Genomic DNA, 19247 nt, shown 5'->3' with positions numbered 1-19247 from the left:
GCCGGTATGCGGCCCGGTTGCTGACGATGCCGACGATGCATGAGGGCGCTTCGGTGGACCTGACGGATTTGTGAAATGCCGAGTACATCGACCCGGCAGCCTCCCGCGATGGTCGGCCGCAGCGTCGCCCTCGCGACGCACAACAGGCCGTGACGTGCGTATTTCACAGCTACTTCACGTCTGTTGAAGACCCGACGGGCACGGTGGGCTCACCTGACACCGGACCGACCAGCGGCCGATGGATTCCTGGAGAGCGACATGACACAACCACACCCACGAGCCTTGGACTCGACCACACGAATGTCGGACTGCGGCCGCCACGTCGGACGCGTCGGCGCTCTCGCGTTGACGCTGGGGGTCGGGTTGGCCGTCACCGCCGTGCCCCTGTCGGGTCCTGAAACGCCGGCGCTGCAGCCGGCGATCCGTCTGGTGACGGCGGACGTGACGGCGGACGAGACACCGGCGGCGCCGCCGACGCCGCAGGTGGCAAACGCGCACCCCGCTGCCGGAACACCGGTCCCGGTCCCGGTCCCGGTCCCGGTCCCGGTCGCGTCGCAATCACGCGTCGAGAGCGTGGTCTCCGACGGCGCAGTCCGTGACGACACCCCGGGAGAGGTGGTGGCAACGCCCGGACCCGCCTCCGGCAGCGTCGCCTCGCACGCCGTCCTGCAGGCCGTCGTGCAACCGGCCCCCACGATCTTCGGCGGGCGCGCGAACTCGCGCAGTGCGGGGTCAACGGGTCCCGCATCCGTCGACTTCGCACCGGTCACCCTCGTCAGCCCGACGGGCGCGTTCCTCGGTCTGATCGGTCCCGGTGGACTTCTCATCGGCAACGGTGTGCTGCCGGGCCAGAACGGTGGCTGGCTGATCGGCAACGGCGCCGACGGCGCCCCCGGCCAGAACGGGGGAAACGCCGGCCTTTTCGGTGACGGCGGCAGGGGCGGTGACGGCCTTCCCGGGCAGGCAGGCGGAAACGGGGGAAACGCCGGTCTTTTCGGAGACGGCGGCGCGGGAGGCGCGGGAGGCGACAATGCCAGGCTCTCGACGGAACCGGTGCAGGCGGCGGCGGGCGGCGCGGGCGGCAATGCCGTGTTCGGCCGAGGAGGGGACGGCGGCGCCGGCGGACAGGGGATCAACCTGGGCACCGGAACCGGCCGGGGAGGCGACGGTGGCGCGGGCGGGCACTCCTATCTCGCCGGCAACGGCGGGGACGGGGGCGACGGTGGCTCGGCCAACTCCACCGGCGGATCGGCGACCGGCGGCTACGGGGGCCGGGGCGGCAACGGCGGAGCGTTTCGCGGTGACGGTGGTGACGGCGGAGAGGGTGCGCGCGCCGGCTCGGTGGCCAAGGACGCCGGCGGCGGATCGGGCGGAGACGGCGGGGACGGGGGCGCTTTCGGTTACGCCGGTGCGGGCGGTGGCGGCGGCGCGGCATTCGCCGAGGGCGGCGACGCGGCCGGTGGAAACGGCGGCAACGGCGGGCGCGGACGGCTGGGCGGCACCGGGGGTTCGGGCGGCACAGGCGGTAGCGCGCTCGCCGGGGACGGCGACGTCACCGGCGGCAACGGCGGGGTCGGCGGATCGGGAGGTTCAGGCCGAGGTGGCGCGGGCGGAAACGGTGGCAACGCGACGACGACCACCGGAGCGGCCTATGCGGGTAACGGCGGCCCCGGCGGCGAGGGCGGTCCGGGTAACCGCGGCGGCGACGGTGGATACGGCGGGCGTGGAAGCTCGATGACCGGGACAGGACACGGCGGCAACGGTGGTCCCGGCGGCCAGGGCGGTTCCGGCGCCGAGGGTGGCTCCGGTGGCGCACTCGGCGCCGGAACCACCCGCAACGGCAGTGACGGACCCGACGGAGCCGACGGCTAGTCGGGTCGATGACGGTAAATCCATGACACAGAAGGAGATTCGGAAATGAGTACAACAGCAGAATCCATCGGTGCCCACGACGCAGACCGGCAACTCAAGGCAAAGCACCGCGCGCTGTGGGCGTCGGGCGACTACCCCGCCGTCGCCGCGGAGCTGATCGCCGAGCTCGGTCCGGAACTGGTGCGCGCCTGCGGAATCCAGGCCGGCGACCGTGTTCTCGACGTGGCCGCAGGATCGGGTAACGCCGCCATCCCGGCGGCCGAAGTCGGTGCAATCGTCACCGCGAGCGACCTGACCCCCGAGTTGTTCGGCGCCGGTCGGCGCATCGCCGCCGAGCGCGGCGTCGACCTGGAATGGGTGGAAGCCGACGCGGAGTCGCTGCCCTTTGCCGACGGAAGTTTCGACGTGGTGATGTCCTGTGTGGGCGCGATGTTCGCGCCCCACCATCAGGCGACCGCCGACGAGTTGATCCGGGTGTGCCGGCCGGGTGGGACGATCGGGATGGTGAACTGGACACCCGGCGGCTTCATCGGAAACCTGTTCGCCACCATGAAGCCGTACGCTCCACCTCCGCCGCCCGGCGCCAACCCGCCGCCACTGTGGGGCGACACGGACCATGTCACGACGCTGTTCGGTGACAGGGTCGGCGATCTGACGACCCGGCGGCAGACGGTGCGCATGGACCACTGCGCCGACCCGGCCGGCTTCCGGGAGTACTGGAAGCGCAACTACGGGCCGACCATCGCGGCCTACCGGTTCAACGCCGGGCACGCGGACCGGATCGGTGCCCTGGATCGCGACTTCCTGGCGTTGCTCACCGAATGGAACCGCGGCGACGAGACGAACGCGTTCTGGGAGGCGGAGTACCTTCTGGTCACGATGACCAGGCTGTAGGACGGCCGACATCTACACTTTGGCCGTGCGCGTCCTCACCGTCGACGCGGCGCCGCTGGCGGCCCGTCCGGACCTGGTCGGTTCGTCCGACCTGCCCGCCCATGCGCGCATCGCCCAGTGGCTGGAGGCGCTGATCGCCTCGGGGGACCTGATACCCGGCGACAAGCTGCCACCGGAGGTGGAGATCGCCACCTCGTTGGGCGTCAGCCGAATGACGTTGCGGCAGGCGCTCAGCGCGGTGGAGGCCAAGGGTCTCATCGACCGTCGCCGTGGCAGATTCGGCGGGAACTTCGTCGCGGCGCCGCGGTTCGAGTTCGACCATGCCAGCCTGCCCGGGTTCACCGAGCAGATGCGCCGATTCGAAGTGGAGGCGGGTGCGCAGGTACTCATGGCGACGACGGGCCGGCCCGACGCCGAGGTGAGCCGGGCTCTCGGGCTGCGGCGCACAGACCAGGTGCACCGGATCCTGCGGGCGCGTACCGCCAACGGTGAGCCGATCGTGCTGGAGGAGGCGTACCTGCCCGCCGCGGTGTTCCCGGGGATGTTGTCGAAGAATCTGCAGGCCTCGCTGTATGCGCTGATGCGTGGCTACGGCCACGCTCCATGTGCGGCCGACGAGCGGATCGAGGCAACCTCTGCGACACCCGAGCAGGCCCGGGTGCTCGGTGTCGAGCCGTCGTGCCCACTGTTGCTCGTCGTGCGAACCTCGTTCGCCGACAACGGTGTTGCGGTCGAGTTCTCCCGCGATTACCACCGCTCCGATCGGACCACGATCCGTATCCAGTCCCGCGCGGACCCGGTCAGGCAAGGCTATTAGTCTAGACCTTTGACGGTTCCCGGTTTAGAATGCTGTGATGTCGTCCCGGCTCACCGACGAACAGCTCGACACGCTGTTCGACCAGATCGGGTTGCTGGCCGGGCGACCACGCACAGTGCAGTATCTGTCCGGCGGACTGACCAATCGCAACGTCAAGATCACCACTCCGGACGGGGTGTATGTCGCCCGCTGCGTGGATACCGGTCGCAACCTGCTCGGAATCGACCGCGACCGTGAGCACTACAACAGCGTGGCGGCCGAACGGGCCGGCGTCGGCGCGCGGGTGCTGGACTACCGGCCGGATCTCGGCGTGCTGCTGCTGAGCTACATCGATGGAAAGACGCTGGAGAACAGCGATTTTCAGCGCGAAGGCGTGATCGCCAAGGTGGCCGACGCGTGCCGGACGCTGCACCGGGGGCCGCGTTTCCGCGGCCGCTTCGACATGTTCGAACGTCAGCCCGCCTACCTCGCGACCGTCACGGAGCACGGGTTCCGCATCCCGCCCGACTACCTGGACCACGCGCACGCGTTCGCGGCGGCGGCACGCGTGCTGACCGCCACCGACGACACGACCGTGCCCTGCAACAACGACCTGCTGGCGGGCAATTTCATCGAAGACGGCGACCGTATGTGGTTGATCGACTACGAATACGCCGGCAACAACGACCCCTGCTTCGAGCTGGGCAACATCTGGAGCGAGTGCGGGCTCTCCCTCGACCAACTCGACGAGCTCGTCACCGCCTACTACGGACGCCCGTCGCGCCGCAAGACGGCACGGGCGCACCTGCAGGGGATCGTCGCCAAGTACGGATGGACGCTCTGGGGGTGCATCCAGTACGGCTCCAGCGCAATCGAATTCGACTTCTGGGAGTGGGCCATGGAGCGCTACGAGGCCGCGGTCGCCGAATTCCGCAATCCGCATTTCCCGCGTCTGCTCGACGCCGTCGCGGCCGAAGACTGAGACAGCGAGGAGCATATGACGTCACCCAAGGCCCTGCCCGCACGTGCGCAAGCCGTGATCATCGGCGGCGGCGTCATCGGAACCAGCGTCGCCTACCACCTGACCAAGCTGGGTGTCACCGACGTCGTGCTGGTCGAACAGGGCCAGCTCTCCAGTGGGACCACCTGGCATGCAGCGGGTCTCGTCGGTCAGCTGCGCGCTTCGGAGGGCATGACCCGGCTGGTGCAGTACTCCACCGCGCTGTACTCCGAATTGGAGAACGAAACCGGTCTTTCGGCCGGCTACAAGCAGTGCGGCGGCGTCACGGTGGCGCGCACCGAAGACAGGATGGTGCAGCTGCGCCGCACGGCCGCCAACGCCGAAGCGTTCGATCTCCAGTGTGAACTGCTCACGCCTGCGCAAGCTCTCGACCACTATCCGGTGATGCGGGTCGACGACCTGGTGGGGGCGATCTGGTTGCCCGCCGACGGCAAGGCCAACCCCACCGACCTGACCTTCGCGCTCGCCAAGGGTGCGCGCACCCGCGGATGCCGCATCGTCGAGAAGACCCGCGTGCTCGACGTGCTCCTCGCCGACGGTGCGGTCACCGGAGTGCGCACCGACGCCGGCGACATCGAAGCCGAGATCGTGGTGAACTGTGCCGGGCAGTGGGCCAAGCAGGTCGGCGCGATGGCCGGGGTCAACGTGCCGTTGCACTCGGCCGAACACTTCTACGTCGTCAGCGAGAAGATCGACGGCGTCCACCCCGATCTGCCGATCCTGCGCGACCCCGACGGCTACACCTACTTCAAGGAGGAGGTCGGCGGCCTGGTGATCGGCGGGTTCGAGCCCGAGGCCAAACCGTGGGTGTCGCCCGACGCGATCCCGTACCCGTTCGAGTTCCAGCTGCTCGACGAGGACTGGGAACATTTCGAGATCCTGATGAACAGCGCACTGCTGCGCATCCCCGCACTGGAGACGACGGGCATCAAGAAGTTCTACAACGGCCCGGAGAGCTTCACCCCGGACAACCAGTTCATCCTCGGCGAGGCGCCCGAGTGCCGGAACTTCTTCGTCGGCGCCGGTTTCAACTCGGTCGGCATCGCCACCGCCGGCGGCGCGGGCCGGGCGCTGGCCGAATGGATCGTCAACGGCGCGCCCACCACCGACCTGACGGGGGTGGACATCCGGCGGTTCGCACCGTTCAACGGCAACAACCGGTGGCTGCACGACCGGGTCGCCGAGGTGCTGGGTATCCACTACGAGATCCCGTGGCCGAACCGGGAGATGAAGACCGCTCGACCGTTCCGCCGCTCGCCGGTGCACCATCTGCTGGACGCGGCCGGAGCGAACTTCGGCAGCCGGATGGGATGGGAGCGCGCCAACTTCTTTGCCCCGCCCGGCGAAGAGCCCGTCATCGACTACAGCTGGGGTAAACCGAACTGGCTGGACTGGTCGGCCGCTGAACAGGCCAGCACCCGCACGGGTGTCACGGTGTTCGACCAGACCTCGTTCTCGAAGTACCTGCTCGTCGGCGGTGACGCCGAAGCGGCGCTGCAATGGTTGTGCACCGCCGACGTCGGGGTCGAGGTCGGCCGGTCGGTCTACACCGGAATGCTCAACGCCCGCGGGACTTACGAATCCGACGTCACCGTGACCCGGACCGGTCAGGACGAATACCTGATCGTCAGCAGCGCCGCCACCACCGAGCGGGACAAGGACCACATTCGGTCCCAGATCCGACGGCGCTGGCCGGACGGGGCGAACACCCACCTGGTCGACGTCACGTCGGCCTACGCGGTGTTCGGGGTGATGGGACCCCGGTCGCGGGAGGTGTTGTCGGCGCTGACCGATGCCGACCTGTCCGACGCCGCGTTCCCGTTCGGCACCAGCAGGCAGATCTCGCTCGGATACGCCACGGTCCGCGCGACCCGCATCACCTACGTCGGTGAACTGGGTTGGGAGCTCTACGTTCCGGCCGAGTTCGCGGTCGGGGTCTACGAGGATCTGCTGGCGGCGGGGCAACGGCACGGCGTCGCCCGCGGCGGGTATTACGCGATCGAGTCGTTGCGGCTGGAGAAGGGTTACCGCGCGTTCGGCCGCGAGTTGACTCCCAGCGAGAACCCGGTCGAGGCGGGCCTGCTGTTCGCCTGCAAGCTCAAGACCGACATCGCGTTCCTGGGCCGCGACGCCGTCGAGCGCGCCCGCACCGAAGGCCCCCGCCGCAGGCTGGTCAGCTTCCGCGTCGACTCGCCGGAGCCGATGCTGTGGGGCGGTGAGCTCATCCTGCGCGACGGTGCCGTCGCCGGGCAGGCGACGTCGGCGGCGTGGGGTCAGACGGTCGGCGCCGCGGTCGGGCTGGCGTACCTGCGGTCCGGCGACGGGGCCGTGGTCGACCCCGACTGGGTGCGGTCCGGCAGCTACCAGATCAACGTCGGCGGAGCGCTCTACCCGATCACCGTCTCCCTGCGGCCGCTGTACGACCCGACCGGCGACCGGGTGCGATAACGCACTTATCTGTTCAGCTGGACAGATGATCAGATGGCGGCTTAGGCTCGTCGAATGACCGTCGACCACGTCGCCATGCACATGAGCGACGGCATCGTCAACGCCCCGATATCGGTGCTCTTCGGCATCATCGCCGTCGTCGCGCTGGGGATCTGCGCGTGGCGGGCCCGCGAGGAACTCGACGAGCGGACCGTGCCCCTGGCGGGTCTGGTGGCCGCCTTCATCTTCGCCGTGCAGATGGTGAACTTCCCGATCCTGCCCGGCGTCAGCGGCCACCTGCTCGGTGGGGCGCTTGCGGCCATCCTCGTCGGCCCGTTCACCGGCGCCCTCTGCGTGGCCATCGTCCTGATCGTGCAGGCCTTCCTGTTCGCCGACGGCGGCGTGACCGCTCTGGGCGCCAACATCACCAACATGTCGGTGTTCGGTGTCGCCGCGGGCTATGCGAGCGCACTGCTGCTGTACCGCCTCGCCCGCCGTGGCCGCGACGACGTCGCCGTCCCGGTCGTCGGCGGCATCGCCTTCGTCTCCGCGGTGATCGGGACGGTCTGTGCGGCGATGGGTTTCGTGCTTGAGTACTCGCTCGGCGGAGCCGCGACGACGTCGCTGGGCGCGGTGGCCGGCTACATGTTCGGAACCCACGTGCTGATCGGTGTCGGCGAAGGCATCATCACCGCGCTGACGGTGATGGCGGTGGTCAGGGCCCGCCCCGACCTGGTGTATCTGCTGCGGACCAACCGCGTGAGAACGGCGGTCCCGGCGTGACCGGCCCGACGCGGCGAAGCTGGTGGTTCTGGATCGGCTTCGCACTGGTCACCCTGGTGGTCGCCGGCGGCGTCTCCTACCTCGCGAGCTCCAGTCCGGACGGCCTGGACTCGGCGACGTTGCAGGGTTGCGAAGTCGTCGAGACCGCCGACGGCGAGGAGTTGCGGGGTGACTGCATCGCCCAGCACGCCCGCGACCATGCGCTGGCCGGCTCGCCGCTGGCCGACTACGCGCTCGGCGGCAGGGACGGCACCGGCGGTCTCGCGGGTGTCCTCGGTGTGGTCGTCACCGTCGTCGTCGCGGGCGGCGCGTTCTGGTCGATCGCCCGCTCCCGCGCGAAACCGAAGTCGACCGTGAGGGATTGAGGTGGGCGGCGGTCACTCGCATCCGCTCTACCGGGACGGTGACTCGCCGGTGCACCGGGCGCCCGCAGAGGTCAAGATCGTCTGCCTGACGGTCTTCGTCCTGGCGGTGGTCGCCACACCCCGGGAGTTGTTCTGGCCCTTCGGTCTTTTCGGGCTGATCATCCTCGCGGTGTGGCGGGTGGCGCGGATCCCGTTGGCGTGGATCCTGCCCCGGATGCTGATAGAGGCGCCGTTCATCGTGTTGGCACTGCTGCTGCCGTTCGCGGAGGGCGGCGAAAGGGTCGTCGTCGCAGGGATGCAACTGTCGGTCACCGGGCTGTACGCGGCGTGGGGGATCGTGGTCAAGGGAACGCTCGGCGTCGCCGCGTCGCTGACCGTGGCGGCCACGACCACGGCCCGCGAACTGCCGGTCGCGCTGAGCAGATTGCGGGTACCCGCGGTGATCGTGTCGGTGCTGACCCTGATGATCCGCTACATCGACGTGCTGTCGGCCGAAGCCCGCCGGATGCGGGTCGCCCGGATCTCCCGCGGCGATTCCCCCAGGATGTTGCATCAGATCGGGGCCACCGCCACAAGCGTCGGTTCACTGTTCCTGCGGTCCTACGAACGGGGAGAGCGGGTGTACCTGGCCATGCTGTCCCGCGGATTCGACGGCCATGTGCCTGCGCTCGCGGTCGGCGCAGGCTGCGCGGCGCCGGCGACGCCACGGCAGTGGACGGTGGCGTTGCTGCCCGCGGCGGCCGCAGTCGCGGTGGCGGTCTGTGCGCTGGTGCTGTCATGACGGCCCCGGCGATCAGGGTCAGCGGCCTGCACTACGCATATCCCGGTGGGCATGAGGCGCTGGGCGGGATCGATCTCGAGGTTGCCGCCGGTGAACGCGTCGCCCTGCTCGGCCCCAACGGGGCCGGTAAGACGACGCTGATGCTCCATCTGAACGGAGTGCTGACCGCGCTGCAGGGCAGCGTCGAGATCGGCGGAACGATGTTGTCCCGCAACACTCTTCGAGACATCAGACGCAGAGTCGGCCTGGTCTTCCAGGACCCCGACGATCAGCTGTTCATGCCGACCCTGGCCCAGGACGTGGCGTTCGGACCGGCCAACTTCGGCATCAGGGGAGCGGAGCTGGAGGCCCGCGTCGCGCGCGCTCTCGAGGTGGTGTCCATGACCGAGCTGGCCGCACGCAGCCCTGCCCACATGTCGGGAGGCCAGCGACGCCGGGCCGCACTGGCCACCGTGCTGGCGTGCGAACCCGAAGTCCTCGTCCTCGACGAACCGTCGGCCAACCTCGACCCGGTCGCGCGCAGGGAGCTGGCGGAGACGCTGTCCGGGCTGGACGCCACGATGGTGATCGTCACCCACGACCTGCCCTACGCCGCGCAACTGTGCCAACGGGCGATCGTGATGGACCACGGCGTCATCGTCGCCGACGGGACCACCGCGGACGTGCTCTCCGATGCCGACCTGCTTGCCGCGCACCGCCTCGAACTGCCCTGGGGATTCGCCGTCGGTTCAGGCTGACACCGGCTGCGCAGCGCCGACCGCCGCGGTGGGCAGCCGGACGCGGAAAGCCGTCGTCCCCGAACCGGAGGTCGCGTCGATCGTGCCGCCGTGCGACTCCACGATCGACGCGACGATCGCCAGGCCAAGGCCGAAACTCCCGTTCTGGCGGGATCGTGATCTGTCGGCGCGCACGAACCGCTCGAACAGATGCGGCAACAGTTGCGGGTCGATTCCCGGGCCGTCGTCGGTCACCGTCAGCTCGACATACCCGGTGCCGTCGGCTGCGGTGCCCTTCGAAACGGTGGTCGTCACGGTGGTGCCCGCCGGGGTGTGCACCCGCGCATTGGACAACAGGTTGGCCAGCATCTGGTGCAGCTGGGCGCGATCGCCGAGCACGTTCACCAGTTCGTCGGGCACGGAGGTCAGCCACCGGTGCTCGGGCGCGCACACCGTCGCGTCGTTGACGGCGTCGACGACCAGATCGGCGAGGTCGACCTCGGTGGTCTGGCGGTCCTGCCCCTCGTCGAGGCGGGCCAGCAGCAGCAGGTCGGCCACCAGAGCGTGCATCCGCTGCGCCTCGGCCTCGATGCGGGCCAGCGAGTACTCGGTGGTCTGTGGCAGCACCGAGCTGTCCTGGCGGGTCAACTCCGCGTAACCGTGGATGGCGGCCAGCGGGGTGCGCAGTTCGTGGCTGGCGTCGGTGATGAACTGGCGCATCCGCCGGTCGGACGCGGCGACGTCGGCCAGGGCGTGTTCGACGTGGTCGAGCAGCCGGTTGAGGGTGTCGCCGACCAGGCCGACCTCGGTGCTGGGATCGGTGTCACCTGCCGGGACGCGCGGGGTGATCGCGTGGTTGTCCCGGTCGAGGGGGAGGCCGGCCACCTCCGCCGCGGTCGCGGCGACGCGGCGCAGCGGGCGCAACGCGAACCGGACGATGGCGACGGTGCTGAGCGCGGTGACGACCAGGGCGATGGCGGTGATCCCGGACACGATCGCGGTCTCGCGGACCATCACATTCCATGCCGGGGTTCGTGACACCCCGGTGACCAGGACCTCGTCGCCGTCACCGGCCCGGCTCTCCATCCGGTACCAGCCCAGCCCGGGCAGCTCGACGGTGCGGGGCTGCGGGTCGGTCCACGACTGGTCGGCGATCGTCTCGACGGCCGCCGCCGGCGCCACCTGCGCGTCCCCGTCGCCGAAGAAGGCCGAGTCCACCACCTCCCCGTTCTGGATCAGTACCACGATGTTGCCAGGCGCCTGCCCGATGAGGTGCGTCAGCGGTTTCATCGCCCCGGGCGCGGGCATCTGGCCGCCGGGCCCCGGGGTACTGCGGTATTTGGCCACCGAGCTGATGGTGGCGTCGGCCGCCACGGACAGCTGGGTGTCGATGATGCCGAGGACCGACGAGCGCAGCGTCATCACGGTCATGGCGCCGACCGAGACGAGCGCAACCATGACCACGACCGAGACGCCGACGACCAGCTGTCGCAGCAGGGTCCAGCTCTTCCAGGCGCGCATCAGCGGGCGGGTCGCAGCATGTAGCCGACGCCGCGCACGGTGTGGATCATCGGGTCCCTGCCCGCGTCGATCTTCTTGCGCAGATACGACACGTAGAGGTCGACGATGCTGGTTCGCCCGCCGAAGTCGTAATCCCATACCTTTCTCAATATGTCAGTGCGGCTCAACGCTTTTCGTTGATTCCGCATCAGCAGCCGCAACAGTTCGAACTCTGTCGAGGTCAGCGAGACCGGCTCACCGGCCCGTGTCACCTCACGGCTCGCGGCGTCGAGCGTGAGATCGCCCACCGACAGCGACTCGTCGTCGGCCGGCGCGAGGTACGCCGACCGACGCAGCAGCCCGCGCAACCTCGCGACGAGCTCCTCCAACGAGAACGGCTTGGTCATGTAGTCGTCGCCACCGGCGGTCAGACCGGTCACGCGGTCGGCGACGGAGTCACGCGCGGTCAGGAACAGCGTGGGAGTGTAGGCACCGGATTCGCGCAGCTGTGCCAGCACGCCGAGCCCGTCCATGTCGGGCAGCATGATGTCCAGAACCAGCAGGTCGGGGGTATTGGCGCGGTACTTGTCGACGGCCTCGGCGGCATCGTGGGCGACGTCGATCTCCCACCCTTCGTACTGCAGTGCCATCTTGACCAGATTGGTCAACGCGCGCTCGTCGTCGACGAGCAGGACGCGGATCGGTGACCCGTCCGCGCGGTACATGCGGGGCAGTCTGCCCAGGATCGCGCGACGGGGGCCCTGGTCCTCGACCGGCGCAGACGTCACCCGACCATTGTCGCCGCCGCGGCCGCATCCGTCACCACCCTCATAGAGACCTCATATGTATCGGCATATGTATCGGCCTCGCCGGCTGCGCCGGTCACCTTCACACGATTCCCAAATGTTTGTGGTTTCTATGCGAATCGTCCAGATGCGGAGATCCTCCATACAGTGGAATCAACAGCCAGACAATTTATTTGGAGGTCCAGTGATGGATTCACCGCCGGAAGACACTGTCCTGCAACGGTTCGAGCGAGACGTGCTGCCGCTGCTCGATCAGCTCTACCGCGCTGCGCGCCGCTACACCGGCAGCGTCGCCGACGCCGAGGACCTGGTGCAGGAGACGATGGTCAAGGCGTACGGCGGATTCCACCGATTCGAGGACGGCACGAACGTCCGCGCCTGGCTGCTGCGCATCATGACCAACACATGGATCAAGTCCTACCGCCGGGCTCAGTGCCGGCCGGAAGAGGTTCTCTCCGAGGACATCACCGACGCGCAGCTGGCCGGGCACGGCCGTCATTCCTCCACCGGTCTGCCGTCCGCCGAACTCGCCGCACTCGAAGCGCTGGGAGACGACGAGGTCAGGGACGCGCTCGGGCGGCTGCGCGAAGACCAGCGCCTGGTGGTGTACTACGCCGACGTAGAAGGTCTGCGCTACAAGGAGATCGCGCTCATCCTCGACATCCCGGTCGGCACCGTCATGTCACGCCTGCACCGTGGCCGTCGAGCCCTCCGTAGCTTGTTGGTGGACGTCGCAACCGCCCGCGGCTACCTGCGCGACGCCGCGGCCGCCTGACGTCTCCCTAGTGCCGCTTCGAAGGCGGCCACGGCGGCTCACCGCACAGCGCGAGCAGCGCATTCTCGACGACCTCCGGCAGCGCCGGGTGAATCCAGTACTGGCCCCGCGCCATGTCCTGCGCGGGCAGATCGAACGCCATCGCCTGCACGATCGGCTGGATGATCGACGAGGCCTGATGACCCATGATGTGCGCGCCGAGCAGCAGCCCGGTGTCGTCGTCGACGATCAGCTTGGCGAACCCGGTGGAATCCTCCATCGCCCAGCCGTACGCGACGTCGCCATAGTCCTGCACCTTGGAGCGGATGCGATAACCGGCTGAGCGCGCCTCGTTCTCGGTCAGTCCCACACAGGCGATCTGAGGTTCGGTGAACACCGCCGACGGCACGTTGCGGTGATTGGCGGGCATCAGGTTCTCGGTGTCGTCCCAGCCCTGCAGCAGGTTGTGTCTGACCACGCGCGCCTCGTGGTTGGCGACGTGCTTGAGCTGATACGGCGAGCTGACATCACCGAGGGCGAAGATGTTCCGCGCTGTGGTGCGCTGGAATTCGTCGACGACGACGAGACCGTCCGCAACCTCGACACCCGCATGGTGAGCGTCGAGGAGGTCTCCGTTGGGCACGCGGCCGGTAGCCACCAGCAGCGCGTCGGCGTGCACGGTCGAGTCGTCGTCGAGTCGCAGCGTCAATCCGGACTCGTCGGACTGGCCGCCGACGACGTTGCGCCGGCTGCGGATCTCCCACTTCTTGCCCGCGATGTCGGTGAACCGTTCGCACACGGTGTCGTCGCAGTGCGAGAGCATCGTGGTGCCGCGCAGCACGATCGTCACGCGTGACCCCAGCGACGAGAAGACGTGCGCGAACTCGGCCGCCACGAACCCGCCGCCGACGATGACCAGGTGTTCGGGGAGTTCCGAGATCCGCATGATGGTGTCGCTGGTGTGAAACTTCACGCCGCAGTCGGCGATCGCAGGCGGCACGGTAGCCCGCGCGCCTGCGGCGATCACCACCTGCTCGGCGGTGAACTCGTCGCCGTCCGCGGTGCACAGCCGGTACCCGTCGCCGGAACCGGGGACGAACCGGGCGTGGCTGGCGAAGACCTCCACGTTCGGCGACGACCGGCGGTAGTGCTCGCCGCCGCTGGCCAGCGGGTCGATCCGGCCGAACACCCGCGACACGATGTCGGTCCACCGCACTTTATCGATGTGGCTGTCCACCCCGAAGCGGCTCGACTCGCGGATATCGTGGGCGACCCCGGCGGCGTAGACGAACATCTTCGTCGGGATACAGCCGACATTCAGGCAGGTACCGCCGAAAACCCCTTCCTCGCAGATGGCCACCCGCTTGTCGACGTACCGCTCGTCGAGGATCGAGTTGCCGGAGCCGGTACCGATGATCGCGATGTCGAAGTCAGCCATGGCCTGCGCCCCCGTCGGATTGTGGTGAGGTGGCCGAGGCCTCGGCCAGGTACCAGTCCAGCCAGCGGTCAAGCTCGGCGTAGGCCGCGCGCCGCGGCTCCGGCAGAGACAGGAACACATCGTGCTTGGCGTCGGTGACCGGCACCACCGTCGTGCGGTTGCCGATGCACCCGGCCCAGCGCGCGATCTGGGCGACGTCCAGCACGGCGTCGCCCCGCTGGATCGACGCCGGGTCGGCGACCTCGCGCACACTGCGGTCCGACCGCAGGATCAGATTGGGCACGCCGACATCCAGGCCGCGGTGCAGCCGGGACTGCGCGCGCCTGATGGCATGAATCCAGCCGACCGTGACCGGAAACCCGCCGACCGGTTTCCACTGCAGGTTGTACTCGAACTCGCCGAAGTAATCCCTGTGCAGGGTGGTGCCGTAGCCGCCCTCGGTGGGGCGGCGCACCACTCTGTGTTTGCGCACACGCCGCATCGCCATCAGGGCCACCGACGTGGGCGGGGTGCGCAGGATCGCGGGCCCCTGCAGGTCGAGCCACGGGCTGTTGAGCACCAGTCCGGACACCCCCTTGCGCGCGGTGGCCCGCCGCGCGCGCAGCCGGTCCAGCCACAACGAGACCACCAGACCGCCCGCCGAGTGGCCGTAGACCAGCACGCGGGCCGGGCCCACCGCGGCGATCGCATCGAGCGCGCGTTCGAGCTCGACGTCGTAGCGCGCCAGGTCCGTGGTGAAGTGCGGAGTCTGGCCCTCCCGGTGCGACCGGCCGCATTTGTGCAGGTCGAGCGCGTAGAAAGCGAATCCGCGGGCCGCGAAGCGGTCGGCGAGCTCGGTGTTGAAGAAGTAGTCGGTGAAACCGTGCACCACCAGTACCGCGTGACGTGCCGACGGCTCGGGATCGCCCCGGCGCACCAGCGTGGCCTCGAGCTCACCCTCACCGTCGGGATCGGGTCCCAGAGCGAAGGTGCACTGCCAGTATCCGGGCAGCACGTCGGGCTCCCATCCAGACACGAAAGCCACCCTAGTGGCGCGACGCGGCCACGGAGAGGTCTTGGGTCGTGGTCGGCGGGTTACCGGCGAGTCAGGCGGGATAACCTGAACACCGGTAAGCCGTTTTCAACGGGCAGCAACCACGAAGGACCATCGAAAAGGTGTCAGAACCACACAAGACCGACGTCCTGCTGGTCGGAGCGGGCATCATGAGCGCCACCCTCAGTGCGCTGCTGCGTTTGGTGGAACCGAACTGGTCGATGACGTTGGTCGAGCGCCTCGACGGTGCGGCCGCCGAGAGCAGCGATCCGTGGAACAACGCGGGCACGGGCCACTCGGCGCTGTGTGAGCTGAACTACACGCCGGCCCGGCCCGACGGCTCCATCGACATCACCAAGGCGGTGAGCGTCAACGAGCAGTTCCAGGTGTCGCGGCAGTTCTGGACCTACGCCGTCGAGAACGGCGTGCTGCCCGACGTGCGCAGCTTCCTCAACCCGATCCCGCACGTCAGCTTCGTCACCGGCGCGGACAACGTGCAGTACCTGCGCAGGCGCTACGACGCACTGGTCACCAACCCACTGTTCGCGACGATGGAGTACATCGACGACAGTGACGAGTTCGCGCGCCGGCTGCCGTTGATGGCCGAGAAGCGTGACTTCTCGAACCCGGTCGGGCTCAACTGGACCCAGGACGGCACCGACGTCGACTTCGGATCGCTGTCGCGGCAACTCCTCGGGTTCGGTGCCAAGCACGGCATGACCACTCTGTTCGGGCACGAGGTGGTCAACCTCACCCAGGGCTCCGACGGCACGTGGACGGTCAAGATCGCCAACCGCCGTACCGGGCAGAAACGCACCATCAACGCCAAGTTCGTCTTCGTCGGCGCCGGCGGCGGCGCGCTGCCGCTGCTGCAGAAGGCCGGCATCAAGGAGGCCAAGGGATTCGGCGGCTTCCCGGTCGGCGGCCAGTGGCTGCGCACCGGCAATCAGGACCTGACGGCGCGGCACCAGGCGAAGGTGTACGGCTTGCCGCCGCTGGGCGCCCCGCCGATGTCGGTGCCCCACCTGGACACCCGCGTGATCAACGAGAAGTCGTGGTTGCTGTTCGGCCCGTTCGCCGGGTGGTCGCCGAAGTTCCTCAAGCAGGGCAAGGTCACCGACCTGCCGTTCTCGGTCAGGCCCGACAACCTGGTCTCGATGCTGGGTGTCGGCCTCACCGAGATGGGGCTGCTGAAGTACCTGATCGGCCAGCTGCTGCTCAGTGAGTCGGCCCGCGTCGAGAATCTGCGTGACTTCGCGCCCAGCGCAAGGGATTCCGACTGGGAGCTGGATATCGCGGGGCAGCGCGTGCAGGTGATCCGCAAGGCCAAGGGCAAGGGCGGGGTGCTGGAGTTCGGGACGACGGTGCTCGCGGCCGCCGACGGCAGCATCGCCGGATTGCTCGGCGCGTCCCCAGGCGCGTCGACGGCGGTGCCGGCGATGTTCGACGTCATGAAGCGGTGCTTCTCGGACCGGTACCCGAGCTGGGAGCCCAAACTCAAGGAGATGGTCCCGTCGCTCGGTACCGCACTGTCCGACGAACCCAAACTCTTCGAAGAGGTGTGGGCGCACGGGACCGCGGTGCTCAAACTGGACAAGCCCGCCAGCAGCATCCCCGCCACCACCGCCGACGAATCGACGGCCGGCACCGAGCATTCCCCGGCCGCGGCCACCGTCTGACTCAGGACTGCCGGATGACAGTGGCGCTGCGTCGCAGTTGGGCCAAGGACCTGGACGCAGCGACGCTCTACGAGTTGCTCAAGCTGCGTGTCGAGGTCTTCGTCGTCGAGCAGGCCACCCCGTACCCCGAACTCGACGGTCGCGACCTGCTGGCGGAGACGCGACACTTCTGGTTGGAGAACCCCGAAGGGGAGGTCATCTCGACTTTGCGTCTGATGGAGGAACATCCGGCCGGGCAGAAGGCGTTCCGGATCGGTCGCGTGTGCACCAAGCGCGGCGATCGCGGCAACGGCCACACCGCCAGGCTGTTGCAGGCCGCGCTCGCGGAGGTCGGCGACTACCCGTGCCACATCAACGCCCAGACCTACCTCGAGGAGATGTACCGCAGGCACGGCTTCGTCCGTGACGGCGACGAATTTCTCGACGACGGGATTCCGCACGTCCCGATGGTCAAGCCGTGACGTCCCCGGAATCGTCGCCGCCGATCTATCCGTTCAGCGCGGTCATCGGACACGACCGGCTGCGGCTGGCACTGGTGCTGTGCGCGGTGCGGCCCGACATCGGCGGAGTGCTGATCCGCGGCGAGAAGGGCACCGCGAAATCGACCGCCGTGCGCGGGCTGGCGCACGTCTTGTCGGCGGCCTTCGCGGCGTCCGGTGAGCACGGCGGTCAATTGGTTGAGCTGCCGATCGGCGCCACCGAGGACCGCGTCGTGGGCTCGCTGGATCTGCAGAAGGTGCTGCGCGACGGCGAGCACGCGTTCTCGCCCGGTCTGCTGGCGCGGGCACATCGCGGGGTGCTCTACGTCGACGAGGTCAACCTGCTGCACGACCACCTCGTCGACGTGCTGCTCGACGCGGCCGCGATGGGCCGGGTCCACATCGAACGCGACGGCGTCTCGCACAGCCACGATGCCCGGTTCGTGCTGATCGGCACGATGAACCCCGAGGAGGGAGAGTTGCGCCCACAGCTGCTCGACCGGTTCGGGCTCACCGTCGACGTGGCTGCCTCCCGCGACGTCGACGTCCGCGTCGAGGTGATCCGGTCCCGGTTGGCCTACGAGGCCGACCCGGCGGCATTCGCCGAACGCTACGCCGCCGCAGACGCCGACCTGGCCGCCCAGATCGCCAAGGCGCGTGCGCTGATCGCCGATGTGGTGCTGCCCGACAACGAATTACGACGCATCGCCGCGCTGTGCGCGGCGTTCGACGTCGACGGGATGCGCGCGGACCTCGTGGTGGCGCGCACCGCGGTGGCGCACGCCGCATGGCGCGTTTCGGCGACCGGGGCGGGCGAAGCGACGGGGGATGTGACCGTCGGCGAGGAGGACATCAGGGTGGCGGCCGAACTGGCGCTGCCGCACCGGCGGCGCCGCGACCCGTTCGACGACCCCGGTCTGGACCCTGACCGGCTCGACGAGGCGATGGAACAGGCCGGGGAGTCGGTCGACGGCCCGCCGGATTCAGATCCGGAGCCTGACCCGCCGGGCGGTGGGTCGAATCCCGATGATGTCGCGGAAGGTCAAGAGCGGCAACAGAAGTCGTCATCGCCCAGCGGGCAGAGCGCGCCACCGGCGCACACGTTCAAGACCAGGGCGCTGGTCGTCCCCGGTGTCGGGGAGGGAGCCCCGGGTCGTCGGTCACGCGCCCGCAATCGCACCGGCACCGTGATCGCGGCGACCGAGGATGCCGGGGCCGGCCACGGCTTGCACATGTTCGCGACGCTGCTGAACGCGGCGGGACGCCGGCGGGGTCCGGGCGCGGTGCGTCCGGGGCCCGACGATGTGCGGCGCGCGGTACGCGAAGGCCGCGAGGGCAATCTGGTGATCTTCGTCGTCGACGCCTCGGGGTCGATGGCGGCCCGCGACCGTATGTCGGCGGTCAGCGGTGCGACACTGTCGCTGCTGCGGGATGCCTACCAGCGCCGGGACAAGGTCGCCGTCATCACGTTCCGCCGGCAGGATGCCCGGGTGCTGCTGCCGCCGACCACCTCGGTGTACATCGCCAGCCGGCGGCTGGCCCGTTTCGACACCGGCGGCAAAACCCCACTGGCACAAGGTCTGCTGGCCGCGCGCGACATGGTGGTGCGGGAACGGGCCAGGGACCGCGCCCGCCGGAGCCTGGTTGTGGTACTCACCGACGGCCGCGCCACGGGCGGGCCGGATCCGCTGGGCCGGGCCCGCGCCGCGGCCGCCCGGCTGGTGGCCGAGGGCGCCGCCGCCGTCGTGGTGGATTGTGAAACCTCTTACATCCGACTCGATCTGGCGCAGGATCTGGCCCGCCGGCTCGGCGCGCCGTCGGTGCGGCTGGACGATTTGCGTGCCGAGAATCTGACCGCTCTGGTGAAGGCGCAGGCCGACCGGGGCGCCGCGTAGAAAGGTGT

The 19247-nt window shown here is 69.1% G+C and carries 17 protein-coding genes; 13 read left to right on the top strand and 4 right to left on the bottom strand.

Annotated features, from left to right (window positions below):
- Positions 1–258 precede the first annotated feature (258 nt).
- From BN976_RS34660 to BN976_RS01140, 9 genes are read left to right on the top strand one after another with little or no spacing between them, the layout of a single operon-like run.
- Positions 259–1872: a hypothetical protein gene (locus BN976_RS34660; protein ID WP_220096289.1), complete on the top strand. Its 1614-nt coding sequence runs from the start codon at positions 259–261 to the stop codon at positions 1870–1872.
- A gap of 45 nt (positions 1873–1917) precedes the next feature.
- Positions 1918–2766, top strand: a complete 849-nt coding sequence (locus tag BN976_RS01175) for a class I SAM-dependent methyltransferase (protein WP_036367265.1) — start codon at positions 1918–1920, stop codon at positions 2764–2766.
- A 25-nt stretch (positions 2767–2791) separates the two neighbouring features.
- Positions 2792–3583 carry a GntR family transcriptional regulator gene (locus tag BN976_RS01170; protein WP_011779514.1) on the top strand — a complete coding sequence of 264 codons (792 nt, stop codon included), beginning with the start codon at positions 2792–2794 and terminating at the stop codon, positions 3581–3583.
- A 37-nt stretch (positions 3584–3620) separates the two neighbouring features.
- Complete coding sequence (locus BN976_RS01165) at positions 3621–4544, top strand: choline/ethanolamine kinase family protein (RefSeq protein ID WP_011779515.1); 924 nt, start codon at positions 3621–3623, stop codon at positions 4542–4544.
- 15 nt (positions 4545–4559) lie between these two features.
- A complete protein-coding gene (locus tag BN976_RS01160) occupies positions 4560–7031 on the top strand; it encodes a GcvT family protein (RefSeq protein ID WP_036367260.1) in 2472 nt (823 codons plus the stop codon).
- A 54-nt stretch (positions 7032–7085) separates the two neighbouring features.
- Complete coding sequence (locus BN976_RS01155) at positions 7086–7793, top strand: energy-coupling factor ABC transporter permease (RefSeq protein ID WP_011779517.1); 708 nt, start codon at positions 7086–7088, stop codon at positions 7791–7793.
- Positions 7790–8158, top strand: a complete 369-nt coding sequence (locus BN976_RS01150) for a PDGLE domain-containing protein (RefSeq protein ID WP_011779518.1) — start codon at positions 7790–7792, stop codon at positions 8156–8158. Before BN976_RS01155 ends, BN976_RS01150 begins: the two co-directional genes overlap by 4 nt.
- Position 8159: 1 nt before the next feature.
- Positions 8160–8939 carry a cobalt ECF transporter T component CbiQ gene (gene cbiQ / locus BN976_RS01145; RefSeq protein WP_036367257.1) on the top strand — a complete coding sequence of 260 codons (780 nt, stop codon included), beginning with the start codon at positions 8160–8162 and terminating at the stop codon, positions 8937–8939.
- A complete protein-coding gene (locus BN976_RS01140) occupies positions 8936–9676 on the top strand; it encodes an energy-coupling factor ABC transporter ATP-binding protein (protein WP_011779520.1) in 741 nt (246 codons plus the stop codon). Before cbiQ ends, BN976_RS01140 begins: the two co-directional genes overlap by 4 nt.
- On the opposite strand, the gene BN976_RS01135 is transcribed toward BN976_RS01140, so the two are convergent.
- Positions 9668–11176, bottom strand: coding sequence for a sensor histidine kinase (locus BN976_RS01135; RefSeq protein ID WP_011779521.1), 1509 nt, complete (start codon positions 11174–11176; stop codon positions 9668–9670). The two genes, BN976_RS01140 and BN976_RS01135, sit on opposite strands and share 9 nt — an antisense overlap.
- A complete protein-coding gene (locus BN976_RS01130; protein ID WP_051558242.1) occupies positions 11176–11880 on the bottom strand; it encodes a response regulator transcription factor in 705 nt (234 codons plus the stop codon). Before BN976_RS01130 ends, BN976_RS01135 begins: the two co-directional genes overlap by 1 nt.
- Positions 11881–12148: 268 nt before the next feature.
- On the opposite strand from BN976_RS01130, the gene BN976_RS01125 reads away from it, so the two are divergent.
- Positions 12149–12736 carry a sigma-70 family RNA polymerase sigma factor gene (locus tag BN976_RS01125; RefSeq protein WP_036367250.1) on the top strand — a complete coding sequence of 196 codons (588 nt, stop codon included), beginning with the start codon at positions 12149–12151 and terminating at the stop codon, positions 12734–12736.
- Between the two features lie 7 nt (positions 12737–12743).
- Here the strand turns inward: BN976_RS01125 and mtr are convergent, their stop codons facing one another.
- Entirely contained in the window at positions 12744–14153 is a 1410-nt protein-coding gene (mtr, locus tag BN976_RS01120) for a mycothione reductase (protein ID WP_036367240.1), read from the bottom strand.
- The gene (locus BN976_RS01115; RefSeq protein ID WP_011779525.1) at positions 14146–15168 is read right to left on the bottom strand and encodes an alpha/beta hydrolase; all 1023 of its coding nucleotides are present in this window, start codon (positions 15166–15168) and stop codon (positions 14146–14148) included. Before BN976_RS01115 ends, mtr begins: the two co-directional genes overlap by 8 nt.
- A gap of 140 nt (positions 15169–15308) precedes the next feature.
- Between BN976_RS01115 and mqo the strand changes: the two genes are divergently transcribed.
- Genes mqo through BN976_RS01100 form a run of 3 tightly spaced genes read left to right on the top strand, consistent with a single transcriptional unit; the run spans position 15309 to position 19239 of the window.
- Positions 15309–16865 carry a malate dehydrogenase (quinone) gene (mqo, locus tag BN976_RS01110; protein WP_011779526.1) on the top strand — a complete coding sequence of 519 codons (1557 nt, stop codon included), beginning with the start codon at positions 15309–15311 and terminating at the stop codon, positions 16863–16865.
- Positions 16866–16879: 14 nt separating this feature from the next.
- Positions 16880–17326 (top strand): GNAT family N-acetyltransferase, encoded by a 447-nt coding sequence (locus BN976_RS01105; RefSeq protein WP_011779527.1) that lies wholly within the window; start codon positions 16880–16882, stop codon positions 17324–17326.
- Positions 17323–19239 (top strand): magnesium chelatase subunit D family protein, encoded by a 1917-nt coding sequence (locus tag BN976_RS01100; protein ID WP_036367237.1) that lies wholly within the window; start codon positions 17323–17325, stop codon positions 19237–19239. The genes BN976_RS01105 and BN976_RS01100 overlap by 4 nt, the downstream gene beginning before the upstream one ends.
- Positions 19240–19247: the final 8 nt, after the last annotated feature.

It is taken from the genome of Mycolicibacterium austroafricanum (assembly GCF_000612725.1).
Taxonomy (GTDB): domain Bacteria; phylum Actinomycetota; class Actinomycetes; order Mycobacteriales; family Mycobacteriaceae; genus Mycobacterium; species Mycobacterium austroafricanum.
The sequence above is the reverse complement of the archived record's forward strand: the minus strand, read 5'-3'. Positions and strand labels throughout refer to the sequence as shown.

Coding starts and splice junctions, on each gene's coding strand:
- BN976_RS34660 (WP_220096289.1), top strand. CDS start 259: ATGACACAACCACACCCACGAGCCTTGGACTCGACCACACGAATGTCG.
- BN976_RS01175 (WP_036367265.1), top strand. CDS start 1,918: ATGAGTACAACAGCAGAATCCATCGGTGCCCACGACGCAGACCGGCAA.
- BN976_RS01165 (WP_011779515.1), top strand. CDS start 3,621: ATGTCGTCCCGGCTCACCGACGAACAGCTCGACACGCTGTTCGACCAG.
- BN976_RS01160 (WP_036367260.1), top strand. CDS start 4,560: ATGACGTCACCCAAGGCCCTGCCCGCACGTGCGCAAGCCGTGATCATC.
- BN976_RS01155 (WP_011779517.1), top strand. CDS start 7,086: ATGACCGTCGACCACGTCGCCATGCACATGAGCGACGGCATCGTCAAC.
- BN976_RS01140 (WP_011779520.1), top strand. CDS start 8,936: ATGACGGCCCCGGCGATCAGGGTCAGCGGCCTGCACTACGCATATCCC.
- BN976_RS01135 (WP_011779521.1), bottom strand. CDS start 11,176: ATGCGCGCCTGGAAGAGCTGGACCCTGCTGCGACAGCTGGTCGTCGGC.
- BN976_RS01130 (WP_051558242.1), bottom strand. CDS start 11,880: ATGTACCGCGCGGACGGGTCACCGATCCGCGTCCTGCTCGTCGACGAC.
- BN976_RS01125 (WP_036367250.1), top strand. CDS start 12,149: ATGGATTCACCGCCGGAAGACACTGTCCTGCAACGGTTCGAGCGAGAC.
- mtr (WP_036367240.1), bottom strand. CDS start 14,153: ATGGCTGACTTCGACATCGCGATCATCGGTACCGGCTCCGGCAACTCG.
- BN976_RS01105 (WP_011779527.1), top strand. CDS start 16,880: ATGACAGTGGCGCTGCGTCGCAGTTGGGCCAAGGACCTGGACGCAGCG.